This is a genomic window from Microbacterium sp. NPDC056234, from assembly GCF_042267585.1.
Taxonomy (GTDB): Bacteria; Actinomycetota; Actinomycetes; order Actinomycetales; family Microbacteriaceae; genus Microbacterium.
Window position 1 is genome coordinate 239,858 of sequence record NZ_JBHJTE010000003.1, and the last position, 16,537, is coordinate 256,394.

Here is a 16,537-nt window from a genome sequence, read left to right on the forward strand (position 1 = left end):
TCGGCGCGTGCGATCGGAGCCCGCGTGAACCACCTGTCCCCCACTGTTTTCGACCTCCCTGAACGCCTCGTCGCCAAGGCCGAGCCGACGCTCATCGCCGACGACATCGACCACTTCGGCCGGATCGCCGCCACGCTCGAGGACGCGATCACCTCGGCATCCGCCCGCTTGGATGCCGTCCTGCACGCTCCGGCCGGCGTCGGCGGCGCCGCCGTCGAGCGCGACCTCGAGATCCACCGGCTCAACGCGCGCCTCAGCGTCCTGCGGCGCTACGGCATCGATCTGTGCCTCGGACGCATGGTCCCCGAGCACGGCCGACCCGTCTACATCGGACGCGTCGGACTGTCGGACGCCGACGGCGAGCCGCTCCTGGTCGACTGGCGCGCCCCGGCGTCCGAGCCGTTCTTCGCCGCGAGCCATGGCGACCCCATGGGACTCGCCAGCCGCCGCCGCTACCGCTGGACCGGCCGGCGCATCAGCGACTACTGGGACGAGGTCTTCTCCGCAGACGGACTCGAGAACCGTGCGGCGCTGGATGACCAATCCGCCTTCATCGCGAGCCTCGGCGCCAGCCGCTCCCCTCGCATGCGGGACGTGCTCGCCACGATCCAGTCCGACCAGGATGCGATCATCCGCGCCGGATCGGACGGGGCACTCGTCGTCGATGGCGGCCCGGGCACAGGCAAGACGGTGGTCGCCCTGCACCGCGCGGCCTACCTGCTCTATGCGGAGCCGCGCATCGCGAAGGGCAGCGGCGGAGTGCTCGTCGTCGGCCCTCACGAGCCGTACCTCGCCTACGTGGACGACGTGCTGCCGAGCCTCGGCGAGGACGGCGTGCAGACGTGCACGCTGCGCGATCTGGTACCGGAAGGCGCCGCAGCGCCTGCCGAGGCCGACAGCCGCGTCGCCGCGCTCAAGGCCGACGCGCGCCTGCTGGATGCCGTGCGCAACGCCGTGCGCGCGTATCAGCACCCCCCGCAGCAGAGGATGATCGTCGAGACAGAGTGGGCGGACATCCCGCTCAGTGCGGACGACTGGGCCGATGCCTTCGATGCGGTGGAGCCCGGCACCGCGCACGACGACGCTCGTCCGGATATCTGGAACGCGCTCGTCGAGATCCTGGCACGACGCGTGCGGGCGCCGCAGCGCGTGCTCGCCCCCGTGCTCGCGCAGAACACCGCCCTGGCCGCGGCGTTCGATCGCGCCTGGCCGTTGCTCGACCCCTCCGCGCTCGTGGCCGCACTGTGGGCGGACCCGTCGTTCCTGCGTCGCTGCGCTCCGTGGCTCGCGGATGCCGATATCGACGCGCTCCTCCGTGACCGCGGCGCGGCGTGGACGGCATCCGATCTCCCGTTCCTCGACGCAGCCCACCGCCTGGTCGGTGACCCAGCCGCCGAGGGGATCCGGCGCAAGCGAACCGCCCAGCTGGCGGCCGAACGCGCCTACCGGGAGGACGTCACGGACTATCTCATCGCGAGCTCCGACAACGATCTCGGCCTGATGTCGATGCTCCGCGGCGACGATCTGCGCAACTCGCTGGACGATCTCGACACGCTGCCTTCGGTCGCGTCGGATCCTCTGACCGGGCCCTTCGCGCACATCATCGTCGACGAGGCCCAGGAGCTCACAGACGCCGAATGGCAGATGCTCCTGGCCCGCTGCCCCTCGCGCAGCTTCACGATCGTCGGCGACCGCGCCCAAGCCAGGCACGGATTCACCGACACCTGGCAGGCGCGTCTCGCCCGTGCCGGACTGCGCGACGTCCGGGTCTCGTCTCTGACGGTGAACTACCGCACGCCGTCCGAGATCATGGCCGCGGCCGAATCCGTGATCCGCGCGGCGATCCCCGACGCGAACGTCCCCACGTCGATCCGCGACAGCGGGGTGCCCGTACGGCACGGCGAGCTGAGCGACCTGGACGAGGTCCTCGCAGCCTGGCTGGATGCGAACGAGGACGGCACGGCTGCGGTGATCGGCAGCGCACCGCTGGCCGCACCGCCCCGAGTGCTCTCGCTCACGCCGGAGACCGCGAAGGGCCTGGAGTTCGATCTCGTCGTGCTGATCGCCCCCGAGAAGTGGGGCGGCGGCGTCGAAGGCGCGGTCGACCGCTACGTCGCCATGACGCGCTCGACCCGCGAGCTCGTGGTTCTCGGGAGCGCTACGCTCACCCGTGAGGGATGAGCGCACCGCTCCGTGCAGAACGCACCCCGGCACAGTGGAGCACGGACCGCCAGCGCGATCCGCAGAGACATCGATGGGGGAAGCATGGCCGCCGAGACGGACACCGCGGAACTGCGCGCGAAGATCGCCGCGCTCGAGGCCGAGAACGACTCGCTGCGCGCGGCCAAGCCGCGTCGGCGACGCGTGCACGGTCGCAGCATCGTCGCCGGTGTCCTGCTCGTCATCGCCGTGCTCATCGCCCCCATCGCCGTGCTCGGCACGTGGGCGCGCGTCCAGCTCGTCGACACCGACCGATTCGTCGCGACGTTCGCGCCGCTCGCCGAGAACCCGCAGGTGCAGTCGTACATCTCCGATCAGGCGATGGTCGCGATCGACGAGAACCTCGACATCCAGGGCATCGTCGACGACCTCGCCGACGGTCTGACCCAGCTCGACCTCCCGCCGCGCGCAGAGAGCGCGATCCAGCTGCTCACGGTTCCCGCTGCGCAGGGCATCCGCGGGGTGATCAACGACGCGGTCGACAGGGTCGTGACCTCCGAGGTGTTCGCCGATGTGTGGGAGACGACTCTGCGTGAGACGCACTCACGGGCCATCGCCATCATCCAGGGGCAGGAGGGCACCGCGATCACGCTCGGAGACGACGGCACGATCGCCATCGACCTCGGCGTGGTCGTCAGCAAGGTCAAGGACTACATGGTCGAGAACGGCTTCGGGTTCGCCGATGCCATCCCGGACATCGAGAAGAGCATCCCGCTGGCCACGGCCGATTCGTTCGTGCTCATCCGCACGCTCTATCAAGTGGCCACGGCCGCCGGATACTGGCTGCCGTGGGTCGTGCTCGGCGTGCTCGTGATCGGCATCGCGCTCTCGATCCGTCGGCCGCGGGCCGTGGTCGCCACCGGAGCCGGGCTCGCGATCGCCTTCCTCGCGCTGCTCGCCGGCTTCGGCATCGGCAAGCAGTTCTTCATCGGAGCCGTCAGCCCGTCGGTGATGCCGGCGGGGACCGCAACGGTCGTGTTCGACCAGGTGACCGAGCTGATGAACTCGACACTCGTGGCCCTCACCGTCCTGGCACTGATCATCACTCTCGGCGCCTGGTTCAGCGGCCCATGGCGTCCGGCGCGCAGGCTCCGACGGCTCGGCCAGGACACCGAGGACACCCTGCGCAGGACCGCCGAGCGATATGGGCTGAGCACCGGCGCCTTCGGAGCCTTCCTCGATCGTGCGGCGTCCGCGCTGCGCGTGATCATCGTGCTCGGTGCCGTCGCGATCCTCTTCCTCACCAGGCCCGTCACCATCGGCGGCGTGCTGTGGACCCTGGTCGGCGTGATCGTCCTGCTCCTGCTCGTCGAGATACTGCGTCGTCCGGCGACGACGACCGAGCACGCGGAGCGGGCCCCAGTGTGAGCACCGTCTCATGAGGATCCCCGCGCCCCTGCACTCGTACCTGCGCCGTTTCGGCGGACGCAAGACGCTGCGCAAGGACATCGTCGCCGGCGTGGCGCTGGGCGTCGAGAGCGTGCCGGACGGCCTGGCGGCCGGGGTCCTCGCCGGCGTCAACCCGCTGTTCGGGCTGAACGCCTACATGATCGGCACGTTCGCCGGTGCCCTCACCACAGGCTCGGTGTTCATGAGCGTGCAGGCCACCGGAGCGATGTCGGTGATCCTCGCCGACGTGCCCGAGATCCAGGGTCCGCTCGCCGCCACCGCGATCGCGACGCTCACCGTGATGGCCGGGCTGATCATGCTCGGCCTCGGGCTCGCGCGGCTGGGCAGCCTGGTGCGCTTCATCCCGACCGCTGTGCTGATCGGCTTCGTCAACGCCGTCGCGATCAACATCATCCTCGGTCAGCTCGACAACCTCACCGGATTCACCAGCACGGGCGCGAACCGCCTCCTGCGGGCACTGGACAGTGCGCTCGGGATGGCCCACTTCAGTTGGCCGTCGCTCATCGTTGGCGCGGTCACGGCCGCGATCATCCTGCTGCTCGAGCGATCCAGGATCGGCGCTCTCGCGATGGTCGTGGCGGTCGTGGTCGGCTCGGCCGCGGCATTGCTGATGCCCAATCAGTCCGTCGCGACGGTCGGCGATCTCGCCGAGGTCACCCGGTCGCTGCCCGGCATCTCGCTTCCGGATCCGATGCTCGTGGTGTCGTTGATCGTCCCCGCGCTTTCCCTGGCGCTGGTCGGGCTCGTGCAGGGCGCGGCGATCTCGGGCTCGGTCCCGAACCCGGACGGCAGGTACCCGGATGCTTCGGCGGATTTCCGCGGGCAGGGCATCGCCAACATCGCGACGGGCATGCTGCAGGGCATGCCGGTGGGCGGGTCGATGTCCGCCACATCACTCGTCCGCGCAGCCGGCGCGAAGACCGCGCTCGCGAATCTGACGGCCGGTGTCGTGATGCTCGCCACGCTGCTCATCTGCGGTCCGCTGATCGAATACGTCGCCATGCCCGCTCTCGCGGCGCTGCTGATCCTCATCGGCATCCGGACGTTCAAGGTCCATCAGATCGTGATGGTGTGGCGCACCGGCACGATGCAGATCGCGGTGTTCCTCGTGACGTTCGTGCTGACGATCCTCATCCCGTTGCAGTACGCCGTGCTGGTGGGTGTCGGCCTGTCGATCGTGATGCACATCGCGCGCCAGTCCAATCGGATCCGCGTGCTGCGCTGGGTGTTCGACGACGACGGATTCCACCCCAGGGAGGTCGCTCCGCCCTCGGAGCTGCCGCAGGGAGAGACCGTCATCCTGACCGCGTACGGCAGTCTGTTCTTCGCATCCGCGCAGTCCTTCCGCGCTCAGCTTCCCCAACCGACTGCGGCCTCCGTCGGCGCGACCGTCGTGATGCGCCTGCGCGGCACCGAGGAGCTCGGCGTCACGTTCCTCACCATGATCCGGGACTACGCCGCCGACCTGAGAAACAACGGCGCCACTCTGATGATCACCGGCGTCGAGCCGCGCCTGGCGCATCAGCTCGACGCCACAGGCGTGGGCGCGATCGTCGGCGACGGCAACATCTTCCCGTTGCGGCGAAGACTGGGCGATTCGCTGGACGATGCACTGAATGCGATCAAGCACCGGGGCACGCAATACGATGGCGAGCATGACCGCTGAGATGCCGATCGGCACCCGCCTCGATTCGTCCGACGTCGCGTATCTGCGCGCCCCGAAGTTCAATCGCCACACGTTCTGGTGCGGTCAGAGCGGCTCCGGCAAGACGTACGCGCTGGGCGTCGTGCTCGAACAGGTTCTGCTGCACACGCGGCTCCCTCTGGTTGTGCTGGACCCGAATTCCGACTTCGTGCATCTGGACACCCCGCAGGACAGCGCCCCCGAGGATGCCGCGGCCCAGCTGGCATCGCGTGACGTGCGCATCCTCCGCCCAGGCGCGGCCGACGAGAAGCGCCTGCAGGTGCGCTTCGTCGACATGGACATCCGCTCGCGCGCGGCCGTCCTGCAGCTGGATCCCGTGCTGGATGCCGAGGAGTACAACGCGATGCTGCGCGTCGGGACCGAATCCGCATTCATCGACGACCGGCGCTTGGCCGAGTGGCTCGAGGAGCACACCGATCCGGTGATGCACCGGCTCGCGCTGCGCCTGCGCAATCTCGGCGTCCTCGACTGGGACATGTGGGCATGGGGTGGTCGCGATGTCGCCGACGTCGTCAACGAGCTGCCGGATGCGACGGTCGTCGACCTCGGCGGTTTCGACTCGGCCGCTCAGCTGCAGACCACGGCGCTGGCCGTGCTCGACCGGCTGTGGGCGCAGCGCCACGAGCGCACCGGCCGCCTCATCGTGATCGACGAAGCGCACAACCTCGCCTCCCCCGACGCCGAGACGCCGCTGGCCAGAGCGCTGACCGAACGCATCGTGCAGATCGCCGCCGAGGGACGCAAGTACGGGATCTGGCTCCTGTTGTCGACGCAGCGCCCATCGAAGCTGCACCCGAACGTCATCTCGCAGTGCGACAACCTCGCCCTGATGAAGATGAGCTCCACGCGAGACCTCGACGAACTCGGCCAGATCTTCGGCTTCACTCCGTCCGAGCTGCTGGAGCGGGCACCGCAGTTCCAGCAGGGCCAGGCGCTGTTCGCCGGCGGTTTCGCGCCGGAGCCGCAGCTGGTGCAGATGGGTGCACGCCTGACGCGCGAGGGCGGGTCGGACGTCCCCATCGGCATCCGCTGAGATACTGGGGGCATGGTCACCCTGCCGTCCGTATCGGCCCGCACCCGCGGTGTCCGATTCCGGCCGCCCGCCGAGCAGCGCGGCCATCTGCGGCGGCCTCGACTCACCGCGCAGATGGATACGCGACTCGCCGAGCATCCGACGCTCCTGGTCGTCGCCCCCAGCGGATACGGAAAGACCTCGGCCGTCGCCGAATGGGCCGCGCCTCATCAGCACCGCGTGGCATGGCTCACTCTCGGCGCATGGGACACCGATCGCACGCACCTGGATCTCAGCGTGCTGCGTGCCCTGCAGGGACTCGCTCGAGAGACATGCCGCGCGGATCTCGCCGATCTGCTCGACATCCAGTCGGACGAGGTCGAGCCGGCGCTCGCCTTCGACATCGTGTCGGAGGCGCTGATGCAGCTGGACGAATCGATCGTGCTCGTCGTCGACGACGCGCACCGCGCCCAGGACGAGATCGCGGAAGGCCTGCTCGGCGCCTTCATCCGCGGCGAGTGCGAACAGTTGCAGGTGATCGTCGTCGGCACCGGGTACGTCGAGATCGCGCTGAGCCGCATCGCCCTGACGCGCGCCGGCTGTGTCCTCCGCCCCAGGGACCTGGCGTTCTCACGCGAGGAGATCAGCTCCCTGTATGAGGGCGCAGCGGCCGTGGTGGACGCGGACGCCATCCTCGCGGAGACGAGCGGCTGGCCGATCGCCCTGCGCTTCGTGCAGTTGAGCGGGGTGCGGCCGGATTCGGTCGACGGCACGGACGAGCCGGTGCTGCGGCGGTACGTCCGCGACCACGTCGTGTCCTCGTTGCCCGATGATCTGGCCGCCTTCGTGCTGGATTCCTCGGTGTGCCGCGTGCTCACGCCTGAGCTCGCCGCCGCGATCTCCGGTGTCGCAGACGGCGCGGCGCTGCTGGAGCGCTGCGCCGAGATGGGGTTGTTCCTGGACCGGTTCGAGACGGGCTCCGGCCCGGCGTACCGATGGCACGGGATCGCCGCCAGGCAGTTCCGCAGCCTTCTCGACCAGACCAGACCGACGCGACGCGGTGAGGTGCTGCGCCTCGCGGCGGCGCACCTGCGTGACGAGGATCCTCTCGCGGCCGCGCAATACCTCTCCGATGCGGGAGACACCGAGGCCGCTGTCCGGCTGGTGAGCGAGCACTGGGTCGCTCTGGCCGTGGGCTCGCGCGCACATGCGCTCGACAGCTGGTGCGCGACCCTCCCCCGGGAGTACGCCGACGACCCTCGCGTCCTGCTCATGCGCGCGTGTGCTCAGGATGTCGTCGGCAACAGGGATGTCGCCGAGATGTTCGCGGCGCGAGCGGCCGCACGCGCCGATTCGGTCGACGTCGAGGAGTACGCCGCGATCCGTTCGCGCGCGGACCTCTTCCTCATCGACGATCGTGCCGAGCTGGTGCACTCGGCCGAGGTCGTGCGCACACAGCTGGCGCAGGCGGAGGCGCTGAGTCCTCGCGACCGCGCCGCGCTGCTGTATCTGCTGGGCTGGTCGGAGCTGCGTCACCGCACCGCACCGGATCTGATCCTTCAGCTCTTCTCCTCGGCCGCCACCGAGGCCAGGGCGTCGGGCCAGGAGGCCCTGGAGCATCGGTCCCTGGGGCATCTCGCCTTCGCGCTGGCGTGGGCCGGTCAATTCGTGCGCACGGACGACGTGCTCGCCGATGGCGTCGAGCACCGCGACGAACCGGGGTGGTCGGCGTACGCGGGCGGCAGTGCGGCCACGGCATCCGGCTTCGTGGCCTACTGGCGCGATGATCTGGATCGCGCCCACGCGGACCTGACCAGGGCGACGCGCGGCGGCGGGTCGAACCGCTCGTTCGCCGGGATCGCCCGGATGATGCTGGCGTTCACGGCCGCCGCGACCCGCGACCCGTATGCCTGCCAGCACGCGGCGCGGGAGCTGCAGGCCCTGCCGCAGACGATGCAGCAGGGCGTCTCCTGGCCGGCGTTCCGCCACGCGGCGCTCGCGACCCTGTTCGAGGCGAGCGGGCGGCGCGAGCAGGCCCTGAAGATCGTGGCGCAGTACGAGGACGCCGATGACCTGCCGCTAGTCACCGTCATCCTCGCCGGTATCGCCGAGCGGATGGGGCGCCCTCAGCTCGCGCTGCACATGCTGCGCCGGGTCGAACGCTACGACGCGATCTCCTATATCCGCGTGACCCGGATGCTGGTGGAGGGCGTCCTGCACTGGCGCGCCGATCGCCTGTCGCAGGCGCACGATGTCATCGAGCAGGCGCTGGAGCTGGCTGTCGCCGAGAACCTCCGCCGGCCGTTCGCCGGCGGAGGTCTCGACATCCGGCAGGTGCTCACCGAGCAGCTCGCCTGGGGCACCAGGCACGAGGATTTCATCACCTCGTGCCTGGCGCCGAAGACCGTCGGAGGGTCGCTGCAGGTGCTGTCCGAGCGCGAGCGCGAGGTGTTCGCGCAGCTGCGCACCACGCGCACGATGCAGGAGATCGCCGCGGGCCTCGGCGTTTCGATCAACACGATCAAGACGCACCAGCGCGCGATCTACCGCAAGCTCGGCGTCGCATCGCGTCGCGAGGCCGTGCGCCTGTACGCCTGAGCCGTCAGTCGTCCGCGGCCATGCCGACGACGGTGTTCACGACGGACGCCGGGATCCGTTCTGCCGCGAGCACCACGCTGCCGTCGTGCTCGAGCTGCTCGGCGAGGTCCCGCGCCCACAGCAGTTCGAGGACCACGACGGCGGCGGCACCGCCGAGCGGAAGCCGTTCGGCGATCGCGGTGAGATCCTCGTCCCCGGCGAGCCCCGGCGCGTGCAGTTCGAGTCCGTCGAGCGCGAAGCCGTCGCGGTCGATCTCCTCGATCGATACCGCCCCCGTCGCGCTCCGAGACAGCACGACGAAGTCGAGCACTCGCACGACGCCCTCCGAGACCTGGGCGGCGAGCGCGTGCAGCACGCCGGCGGACGGCACGGTGTCCCGCAGCGAGATCACGGTGAGCTCCACGGGCCCGTACTGCACGGGCGCGAGCGAGGCGCTGCTGCCGGTCATGAACGGACTCCCTCCCCTCGACAGGATGCGTCTGCGAGGATGCTGGCACCGCAGGATGCCGAAGGGCGCGACCAGTCATCCCGCAGGGGTGACTCCTCTGTCCACGAAGTCGACGATCGCGCGCGTGAAGAGATCAGCATCCTGGATGCTCCACACGTGCCGCATCTTCGGGGCGATCCGCGTGCGCGTCTGCGGCATCGCTGCGGTGAGCGCCGGGAACGCGGCGGCGCCATCCACGCCGGGCCAGTGCTCCGCACTGCGCGCGCCGAAGCCGACCACATCCGGGGTCAGGAGGTGTCGTCCGGCGAGACGCTCGACCTGGGGCGCCCACATCCAGTTCGCGATGTTGCCGCCGTGCAGCAGGATGATCGTCTCGCCGGTGCGGTCACCGTGTTCGGTCGCGAATCCGCTCGCCATCATCGCTCCGTTCCGGCGATGGCCCGACGGGTCGCGTCGATCCAGTCGAGCTCGGCTTCGCCCGCACGCAGACCGGCGTCCAGCGTCGCGGTGCGCAGCACCTCGGCGAGATCACCGGCTCGTCGAGGGAACGCGCGCAGCTCGTCCAGTTCCGCCCGTGTCGCCGCCTCGCGTCGATCGAGCAGTTCGAGTGCCGTGTCCGCCCCCACGGAGGCGGCGAAGAAGACGCGTGCGAGGAACGGCTCCTTCGGCTGTTCGGCGTCCAACGGTCCGCGGAGCCATTCATGCAGCTCCGCCCGCCCCGCCGGGGTCAGGGAGTGCACTCGACGATCGGGCTTGCCCTGCTGCGGAATGTGCTCGGTGCTGATCGCGCCGTCCATCTCGAGCCGATCGAGCGTGCGATAGATCTGCGACTGGTCGGCATGCCAGAAATGGGCGACCGATCGCGCGAAGGCGCGACCGAGGTCGTATCCGCTCTGCGGCGCGACGTCGAGGAGACCGAGGATGGCGTGCTTGAGCTGCATGACGATAGCAGATCATGCATATATAGGACTGCAACTATGGATGCGTCGGCACCTTATCCATGCCAGGCGCCGACCCACTCATCCCAACCGGGACCGGCATCCAGGACGACGCCCGCATCGGCCTGCGCACGCAACCCCTGGGCGATGAGGTCGAGGTAGCGCAGATGGAGGGCATCCGCGTCCGCACGGGGCAGCGGCAGGGCGGGGCGCAGGTGCTGGAGCAGCTGCATGACGTCCGCCGCCGTGAGCCCGGCGGGCACCAGCCCTGCCGCGCGATCGTGCGCGATCAGCGCCTCGAGGCCGGCCCCGAGCTCGTCGGATGCCGCCGCCAACTCCGTCGGGATCGGACCCGCCATCCGCGGAGGGCGGAGGATCGGACCACCCGCGCCCGTGATCTGGCGCGCGAGGAAGGCGACGACAGCGCCGTCGTCCACCTCGGCACCCTTCTCGAGTTCACGAGCCAGTTCGGTCGTTCGGGATGCCGCCTCCTTCACGGCGTGCAGGTGCAGCGCCTCGACCAGCGCCTCCTTGGTCGCGTAGCGCCGATAGATCGACCCGACGCCGACGCCCGCGTGGCGAGCGATGTCGGCGATCGAGGCGTCGTGACCCTTCGTCGATAGGACCTCGCGCGCGGCGGCGAGCACCGCGACATCGTTGGAGCGCGCCTCCCGCTGCCGCCCTGGCAATGGTCGATCACTGGTTGCGGGTTCCGGCATGGCCCCACTGTAACCCGGCACGCGTGTTATTCTAATCGGAACGAACATTCCGTTCCGATTGATTTGCGAACTCCGACACGACAGCGAGCAGGCCCCGTGACCTCCAGCATCCTCGACGAGGATCTTCCGACCGACAGCACACCCCTTCCGCGACGGGCGGCACGCCGCCCACGCAGTGCGGGGCTCGTGCTCTTCGCCCTCAGCGCCGTCGTCTTCGCGTTCTCGCTCATGCAGACCCTCGTCGTCCCCGCACTGCCGACGGTCGGCGCGGACCTGGGCGCGAATGCCCAGGGCACCGGCTGGATCCTCACCGCCTTCCTGCTCTCCGGCGCCGTGCTGGCACCGGTCGTCGGCAATTTCGGCGACCGCTTCGGCCACCGCCGCGTCCTGCTGATCGTGCTGGCGGTCTTCACGATCGCCACGCTGGCGGCCGCGGCCGCGCCGAACCTCGGCGTGCTGCTGGCCGCACGGGTGCTGCAGGGCATCAGCACGGCGACGTTCCCGCTCGCGCTCGCTCTGGCGCGCACGCTGCTCACCGGCCCGAAGCTCGCCGCCGCGTTCGGCTGGATCCCGGGGATGATCGGCCTCGGTGCCGGTATCGCCCTGGTGATCGGCGGCGTGATCGTCGACGCGCTCTCGTGGCGGTGGCTGTTCGTCATCGGCTCCGCGCTCATCGTGGTCTCGGCCGTGATGGCGATCGTCTGGGTTCCGCGCGCGAGCGCCCCGACCGTGAATCGGCGCACGGACTGGCCGGGCATCGCCCTGCTCGCCGGCGGGCTCGTCGGAGTGCTTCTCGCGGTCTCTCAGGGATCGACGTGGGGATGGGCCTCGCCGCTCACGATCACGATCGGCGCGGCAGGCATCGTCCTGCTGGTGGCTCTCGTGCTGGTCGAGATGCGCACCGCGGCCCCCGTCGTCGATGTGCGCACCTTCCGCCACGCCCCCCTCGTGCTGATCAGCGTGCTGACTGTCGCCGTCGGATTCGTGCCGTACGTCTGCTACATCGCGCTGCCCCCGCTCATGCAGGCCTCGGCCGCCACGGGCTACGGCCACGGCATGACCGTGACCGCCTCGGCGTTGGCCATGCTCCCCAGCGCCGTCTTCGTCTTCTTCGGCGGCCGCGTGACTCCGGCGCTGGTCGCCCGCTGGGGCGCCGGAAGCACCGGTCTGATCTCGGCTGTCGTGATGGGCATCGGCGGGGCCGGACTCGCGTTGTGGCCGACGATGCCGTGGGCTGTGATCGTGAGCTTCTCGATCCTGGGTCTGGGCAACGGCATCGGGTACGCGATCTGCGCGCAGCTCGTGATGCGGCACTCCCCCGCCGAGGAGACCGGCGCCGCCACGGGGCTGAACAGCGTCGTCCGCACGATCGGATCGGCCGCGGCCGCACCGGTGGTCGCCGCGTTGCTGGCGGCCTCCGCCGCGGACGCAGCCACCGGCTACGCGATCGTGTTCTGGGTGGCGGTCGGTGCGAGCGTCGTCGGCGCCGCGGCATCCGTCGCCCTGATGGCGGGGGCGCGGCGGCGCTGACAGCCCTCACACCTTGCGGTCCTGCTTCGGGACCACCACCTCGCGGATGATGAGCAGGACGGATGCCGTGACCGGCAGCGCGACGAGTACGCCGAGAACACCCATCAGCGCACCGCCGACCATCGCACCGATCAGGACGAGCGCCGCCGGGATCGAGATGGCCCGGTTCATGATGCGAGGGCTCAGCACGTACGACTCCACCTGGATGTAGATCAGGTAGACGATCGCGAAGATCAGTGCCTGGGTCGGACCCGCGAAGAGCGCGACGCACGTGCCGAGAACAAGGAAGATCACGGATCCGAACAGCGGGATGAGCGTGATCACGAAGGCGATCACCGCCATCAGCGCCGGGAAGGGCAGGCCGATGACCAGATGCGCGACGAACACGAACGCGGCGTTCATGGCCGAGAGGGTGAACGAGCCCATGAGCGAGGCGCCGACAGAACCCGTGATGCGCTCGGTGAAACCGGCCACGCGTGCGCGACTGTGCGCGGGGACGAGGGAGTAGAACGCGTTCTTGATGGCCGGCAGGGAGGCCAGGAAGTACAGGGTCAATGCGACGACCACGAGCGCCGCGGACGCGAAGCTGACCAGCCCGACCCCCGCCGCGAGCACACCACCGCCGATCGCGACGAGCGTGTCCGGGTCGCCGAAGAAGGCACCGATCTCGAGCAGCCCGGAATCGACGCCCGCCCTGGCATGGTCGTCGAGGCCCAGATACCAGTCGGACTGCTGAATCCCGGCGAGTTCCTCGGGAATGGCCTTGACGAGCTCGATGACCTGCCCGATCACCGGCGGAACGACGAAGACGGCGAACACCGCGACCGCGAGCGCGAATCCGCCGAACACGATGCCCACGGCACCCCCGCGCTTCATGCGCTTCTCGAGCCGCGCCACCAGCGGGTCGAGTGCGACAGCCACGAACATCGCCAGCACGATGTAGACGAGGATCGTCGAGATCGAGCCGACCGCGGTGCCGAAGACGACGGCGCCGATCACGCCGAGCGCACCGATGAATCCGACGGCGAGCGGGTGATCGATGGCCGTCAGCAGACGGGTCGTGCGCGAGGGCTTCGCCGGAGAGCCGACAGTTTCGGAGGTCGCATCGATGTCCATGCTTGACCGTACGGTCGGTCGCGTGCCGCGAGCATCATGCGAAGTGTGCGAAACGGGCGACCACCCAAGAACTTCCGATCGGAGGTTTTCGGCCTCGGATCGGTATCATCGGGGTATGACCGACGCCGCGGCCGATGCTCCCCGCCCCCGAGGCCGATACCCCAAGGGGATCGCCCGGCGGCAGGAGATCCTGGACAAGGCGATCGACGTCTTCGCCAAGCGCGGCTCGCAGAAGACGAGCCTGCGCGCGATCGCGCAGGAGGTCGGCGTGACGCACGCCGCCCTCACGCACTACTTCGGCTCGCTCGAGGAGCTGCTGGTGGAGGTGTACCGCGAGTCGCAGCGCCGCCCGGGTAACGGCAAGCAGCCCCCTGCAGCGTCGAGCCCGGCGATGGCGATGCGCGTGTCGGCCGAGAGGAACCGCAGCATCCCCGGCCTGGTGCAGCTGTACTCGACCCTGACCGCCATGGCCCTCGAGGAGAACCACCCGGCGGCACAGGAGTACATCACGGACCGCTTCGCCCGCCTTCGCGAGGAGATCTCGCGACAGGTGATCGACCTGCAGGCCTCCGGGCATCTGCGCGCGGATCTCGACCCCGTCCACGTCGCCGCTCTCGTGATCGCCGCCTCCGACGGCCTTCAGACGCAGTGGCTGCTCGATGATGCAGTGGACCACGAGGCCGCACTGGAGATGCTCGACCGGCTGCTGACCGGCGAGCAGGCCTGAGACGACGCGTCCGGATGGGCGGGATCCGAGTCCGCGGGGATGACGAAACCGCGGGCCCGGCAGCCGGATGACTGCCGGACCCGCGGTTCGGTGAGGCCTGCGATCAGAGCGTCGACGCGAAGGGGTCGAAGCCCTCCGGCAGCAGCGGCACGGGTGCGACCGTGCTCTCGACGACCACGGTCTGTCCGGTGGCGGCCGATTCCTCGGCCGACAGCAGGATGTCGAGCACGTGGAATCCGAGCTCCCCGGAGGCGACGTGCGGACGGTTCTCGGCGATCGCGCGGACCATGTCGAGTGCACCGATACCGCGGCCCACCTCGACGTCGTCGTGCTCGATCTCGATCCACTCCTGCTCGAACGACATGCCGTCACGGATCACGCCGAGCGGCTTGACGTACGCGATCCGACCGGCGAACTGGTTCGGGTCGGCGATCACGATGGTGCCCTCGGTGCCGTGGATCTCCACGATGCCGTGCCGCTCGAGCGCCGAGTCGAAGCTCAACAGGCTCTGCGCCTGCGTGCCCTGCTCGAATGTCGTGACGATCTGGATCGTCGACGGCACCTCGACCGGGAACGTGGTTCCTGCGGCAGGGCCGGTGTGGATCTCGCGCTCCTCGCGCGCCTTCGAGCCGACGGCCGCGACGCGGTCGACCGGGCCGAGCAGGCTCACGAGCGCCGAGAAGTAGTACGGCCCCATGTCGAGGAGCGGACCTGCGCCCTGGGCGAACAGGAACGCGGGGCTCGGGTGCCACAGGTCGGGCCCCTGCGTCTGGAACGCCGTCTGGGCGAACAGCGGACGACCGATGATGCCGTCGTCGATCGCGCGCCGTGCGGCCTGGAAGGCCGGGCCGAGCAGGGTGTCGGGCGCAGAGCCGATCCGCAGGCCGGCCGCCTCCGCCTCGCGCAGCAGCTCGGCTGCGCCGTCGCGGTCCAGTCCCAGCGGCTTCTCGGTCCAGACGTGCTTGCCCGCGGCGATCGCGGCACGCGACACCTCGATGTGCACGGCGGGGATGGTGAGGTTGACGACGAGGTCGACGCCGGGGTGGGCGAGGACATCCTCGGCCGAGCCGAACGCCGGGACGCCGTACTTCTCGGCCTGCGCCTGAGCACGGTCCAGAAGCAGGTCGCCGACGATGCGCACCTCGACATCGGGGAATGACGACAGGTTGGTGAGGTAGGTGTCACTGATGACGCCGACCCCGATGATTCCGATACCGACGACGCTCATCGGGCGAACCCGCCTTCGATGAGGAACGCGTAGCTGGCCGCGATGTCGGCGAAGACGTCGCCCGGCGCGTTGTCGTACTCGATGACGGCGTACTTGAGGCCGGATGCCGCGCGCAGCGCGTCGGCGAGGGGCACCTCGCCGAGGCCCGCGTGACGCTGGTCGAGCGAGTCGGAGCCGAACTTCTCGGCGCCGGGGGCGAACGGGTTGCTCGCCGGAGCGATGCCGTCCTTGACGTGCACCGCGACGAGGCGGTCACCGAGACGCGAGGTGAGGCTCACGACGTCCTGGCCGCCGACGAGCGCCCAGTACAGGTCGAGTTCGATGACGACGCGCTCGTCCGTGAGCGCCACGAAGCGCTCGTAGGCGGTCTCGCCGTCGAAGTCCGCGATGAACTCCTGTGCGTGGTTGTGGTACCCGACCTCGAGGCCGAATTCGGCGGCCTTTCCGACGAGTACGTTGAGGCGGTCGGCGATGTCCGTGACGCCCTCGAGCGTCAGCCAGCGCTCCGGCGCGACGAACGGGTCGATCACGGTCTTGAGGCCGACCTTCGCGGCCGCCTCGAAGACGACCTCCGGGGCCGGGGTCGGGATGGATCCGTCCGGCGTCCAGAGCTCATCCGACAGCAGCGGGGCGTGCCCGGTGGGCGAGGCGAGGCCCGAGGCATCCAGGGCCGCGCGGATCTCGTCCGGGCGGCGCACGAAGTCGAACGCCTCCACGTTGCGCAGCCCGAGCGCGGCGAGCTTGTCGAGCGAGCCCTCCATGTCGGCGGAGAACTCCTCCGCGAGTGTGTACAGCTGGATCGAGGCTTCTGGCAGGGCCACGGTGACCTTCCTTCTTTGACGTGAGTGAGGGCCTCCGACGGCCCAGCGGTCAGAATAGCAGAAAC

14 protein-coding genes are annotated in these 16,537 nt (G+C 69.7%); 7 read left to right on the forward strand and 7 right to left on the reverse strand.

Annotated elements, in window-relative coordinates; all coding sequences use genetic code 11:
- Positions 1 to 24: 24 nt before the first annotated feature.
- The 5 genes from helR (at position 25) to ACFCYE_RS10620 (ending at position 8,945) form a co-directional block, all read left to right on the forward strand.
- A complete protein-coding gene (gene helR, locus ACFCYE_RS10600) occupies positions 25 to 2,181 on the forward strand; it encodes an RNA polymerase recycling motor ATPase HelR (RefSeq protein WP_376178548.1) in 2,157 nt (718 codons plus the stop codon).
- An 84-nt stretch (positions 2,182 to 2,265) separates the two neighbouring features.
- On the forward strand, positions 2,266 to 3,588 hold the full coding sequence (locus ACFCYE_RS10605) for a hypothetical protein (protein WP_376178550.1): 1,323 nt from the start codon (positions 2,266 to 2,268) through the stop codon (positions 3,586 to 3,588).
- A 10-nt stretch (positions 3,589 to 3,598) separates the two neighbouring features.
- Entirely contained in the window at positions 3,599 to 5,296 is a 1,698-nt protein-coding gene (locus tag ACFCYE_RS10610; RefSeq protein WP_376178551.1) for a SulP family inorganic anion transporter, read from the forward strand.
- Positions 5,286 to 6,368 (forward strand): ATP-binding protein, encoded by a 1,083-nt coding sequence (locus ACFCYE_RS10615; RefSeq protein ID WP_376178553.1) that lies wholly within the window; start codon positions 5,286 to 5,288, stop codon positions 6,366 to 6,368. Before ACFCYE_RS10610 ends, ACFCYE_RS10615 begins: the two co-directional genes overlap by 11 nt.
- Before the next feature lie 12 nt (positions 6,369 to 6,380).
- Positions 6,381 to 8,945 (forward strand): LuxR C-terminal-related transcriptional regulator, encoded by a 2,565-nt coding sequence (locus ACFCYE_RS10620; RefSeq protein WP_376178555.1) that lies wholly within the window; start codon positions 6,381 to 6,383, stop codon positions 8,943 to 8,945.
- Positions 8,946 to 8,949: 4 nt separating this feature from the next.
- Here ACFCYE_RS10620 and ACFCYE_RS10625 read toward each other — a convergent pair whose 3' ends face one another.
- From ACFCYE_RS10625 to ACFCYE_RS10640, 4 genes are all read right to left on the reverse strand, one after another.
- Positions 8,950 to 9,393 carry a DUF6325 family protein gene (locus ACFCYE_RS10625; protein ID WP_376178556.1) on the reverse strand — a complete coding sequence of 148 codons (444 nt, stop codon included), beginning with the start codon at positions 9,391 to 9,393 and terminating at the stop codon, positions 8,950 to 8,952.
- A 75-nt stretch (positions 9,394 to 9,468) separates the two neighbouring features.
- Entirely contained in the window at positions 9,469 to 9,810 is a 342-nt protein-coding gene (locus ACFCYE_RS10630; RefSeq protein ID WP_376178557.1) for an alpha/beta fold hydrolase, read from the reverse strand.
- Complete coding sequence (locus ACFCYE_RS10635) at positions 9,810 to 10,334, reverse strand: PadR family transcriptional regulator (protein WP_376178558.1); 525 nt, start codon at positions 10,332 to 10,334, stop codon at positions 9,810 to 9,812. Before ACFCYE_RS10635 ends, ACFCYE_RS10630 begins: the two co-directional genes overlap by 1 nt.
- Positions 10,335 to 10,387: 53 nt before the next feature.
- Positions 10,388 to 11,050, reverse strand: coding sequence for a TetR/AcrR family transcriptional regulator (locus ACFCYE_RS10640; protein ID WP_376178559.1), 663 nt, complete (start codon positions 11,048 to 11,050; stop codon positions 10,388 to 10,390).
- Between the two features lie 96 nt (positions 11,051 to 11,146).
- Here ACFCYE_RS10640 and ACFCYE_RS10645 point away from each other — a divergent pair, with 96 nt between their 5' ends.
- Positions 11,147 to 12,580, forward strand: a complete 1,434-nt coding sequence (locus ACFCYE_RS10645) for an MFS transporter (RefSeq protein WP_376178560.1) — start codon at positions 11,147 to 11,149, stop codon at positions 12,578 to 12,580.
- Positions 12,581 to 12,586: 6 nt separating this feature from the next.
- Here the strand turns inward: ACFCYE_RS10645 and ACFCYE_RS10650 are convergent, their stop codons facing one another.
- Positions 12,587 to 13,696 carry an AI-2E family transporter gene (locus tag ACFCYE_RS10650; RefSeq protein ID WP_376178561.1) on the reverse strand — a complete coding sequence of 370 codons (1,110 nt, stop codon included), beginning with the start codon at positions 13,694 to 13,696 and terminating at the stop codon, positions 12,587 to 12,589.
- Between the two features lie 115 nt (positions 13,697 to 13,811).
- On the opposite strand from ACFCYE_RS10650, the gene ACFCYE_RS10655 reads away from it, so the two are divergent.
- Positions 13,812 to 14,423 (forward strand): TetR/AcrR family transcriptional regulator, encoded by a 612-nt coding sequence (locus ACFCYE_RS10655; protein WP_376178563.1) that lies wholly within the window; start codon positions 13,812 to 13,814, stop codon positions 14,421 to 14,423.
- Between the two features lie 103 nt (positions 14,424 to 14,526).
- Here ACFCYE_RS10655 and ACFCYE_RS10660 read toward each other — a convergent pair whose 3' ends face one another.
- Together ACFCYE_RS10660 and ACFCYE_RS10665 are read right to left on the reverse strand one after the other, a co-directional pair.
- Complete coding sequence (locus ACFCYE_RS10660; RefSeq protein WP_376178565.1) at positions 14,527 to 15,651, reverse strand: Gfo/Idh/MocA family protein; 1,125 nt, start codon at positions 15,649 to 15,651, stop codon at positions 14,527 to 14,529.
- On the reverse strand, positions 15,648 to 16,472 hold the full coding sequence (locus ACFCYE_RS10665) for a sugar phosphate isomerase/epimerase family protein (RefSeq protein ID WP_376178566.1): 825 nt from the start codon (positions 16,470 to 16,472) through the stop codon (positions 15,648 to 15,650). The genes ACFCYE_RS10660 and ACFCYE_RS10665 overlap by 4 nt, the downstream gene beginning before the upstream one ends.
- Between the last annotated feature and the right edge of the window lie 65 nt (positions 16,473 to 16,537).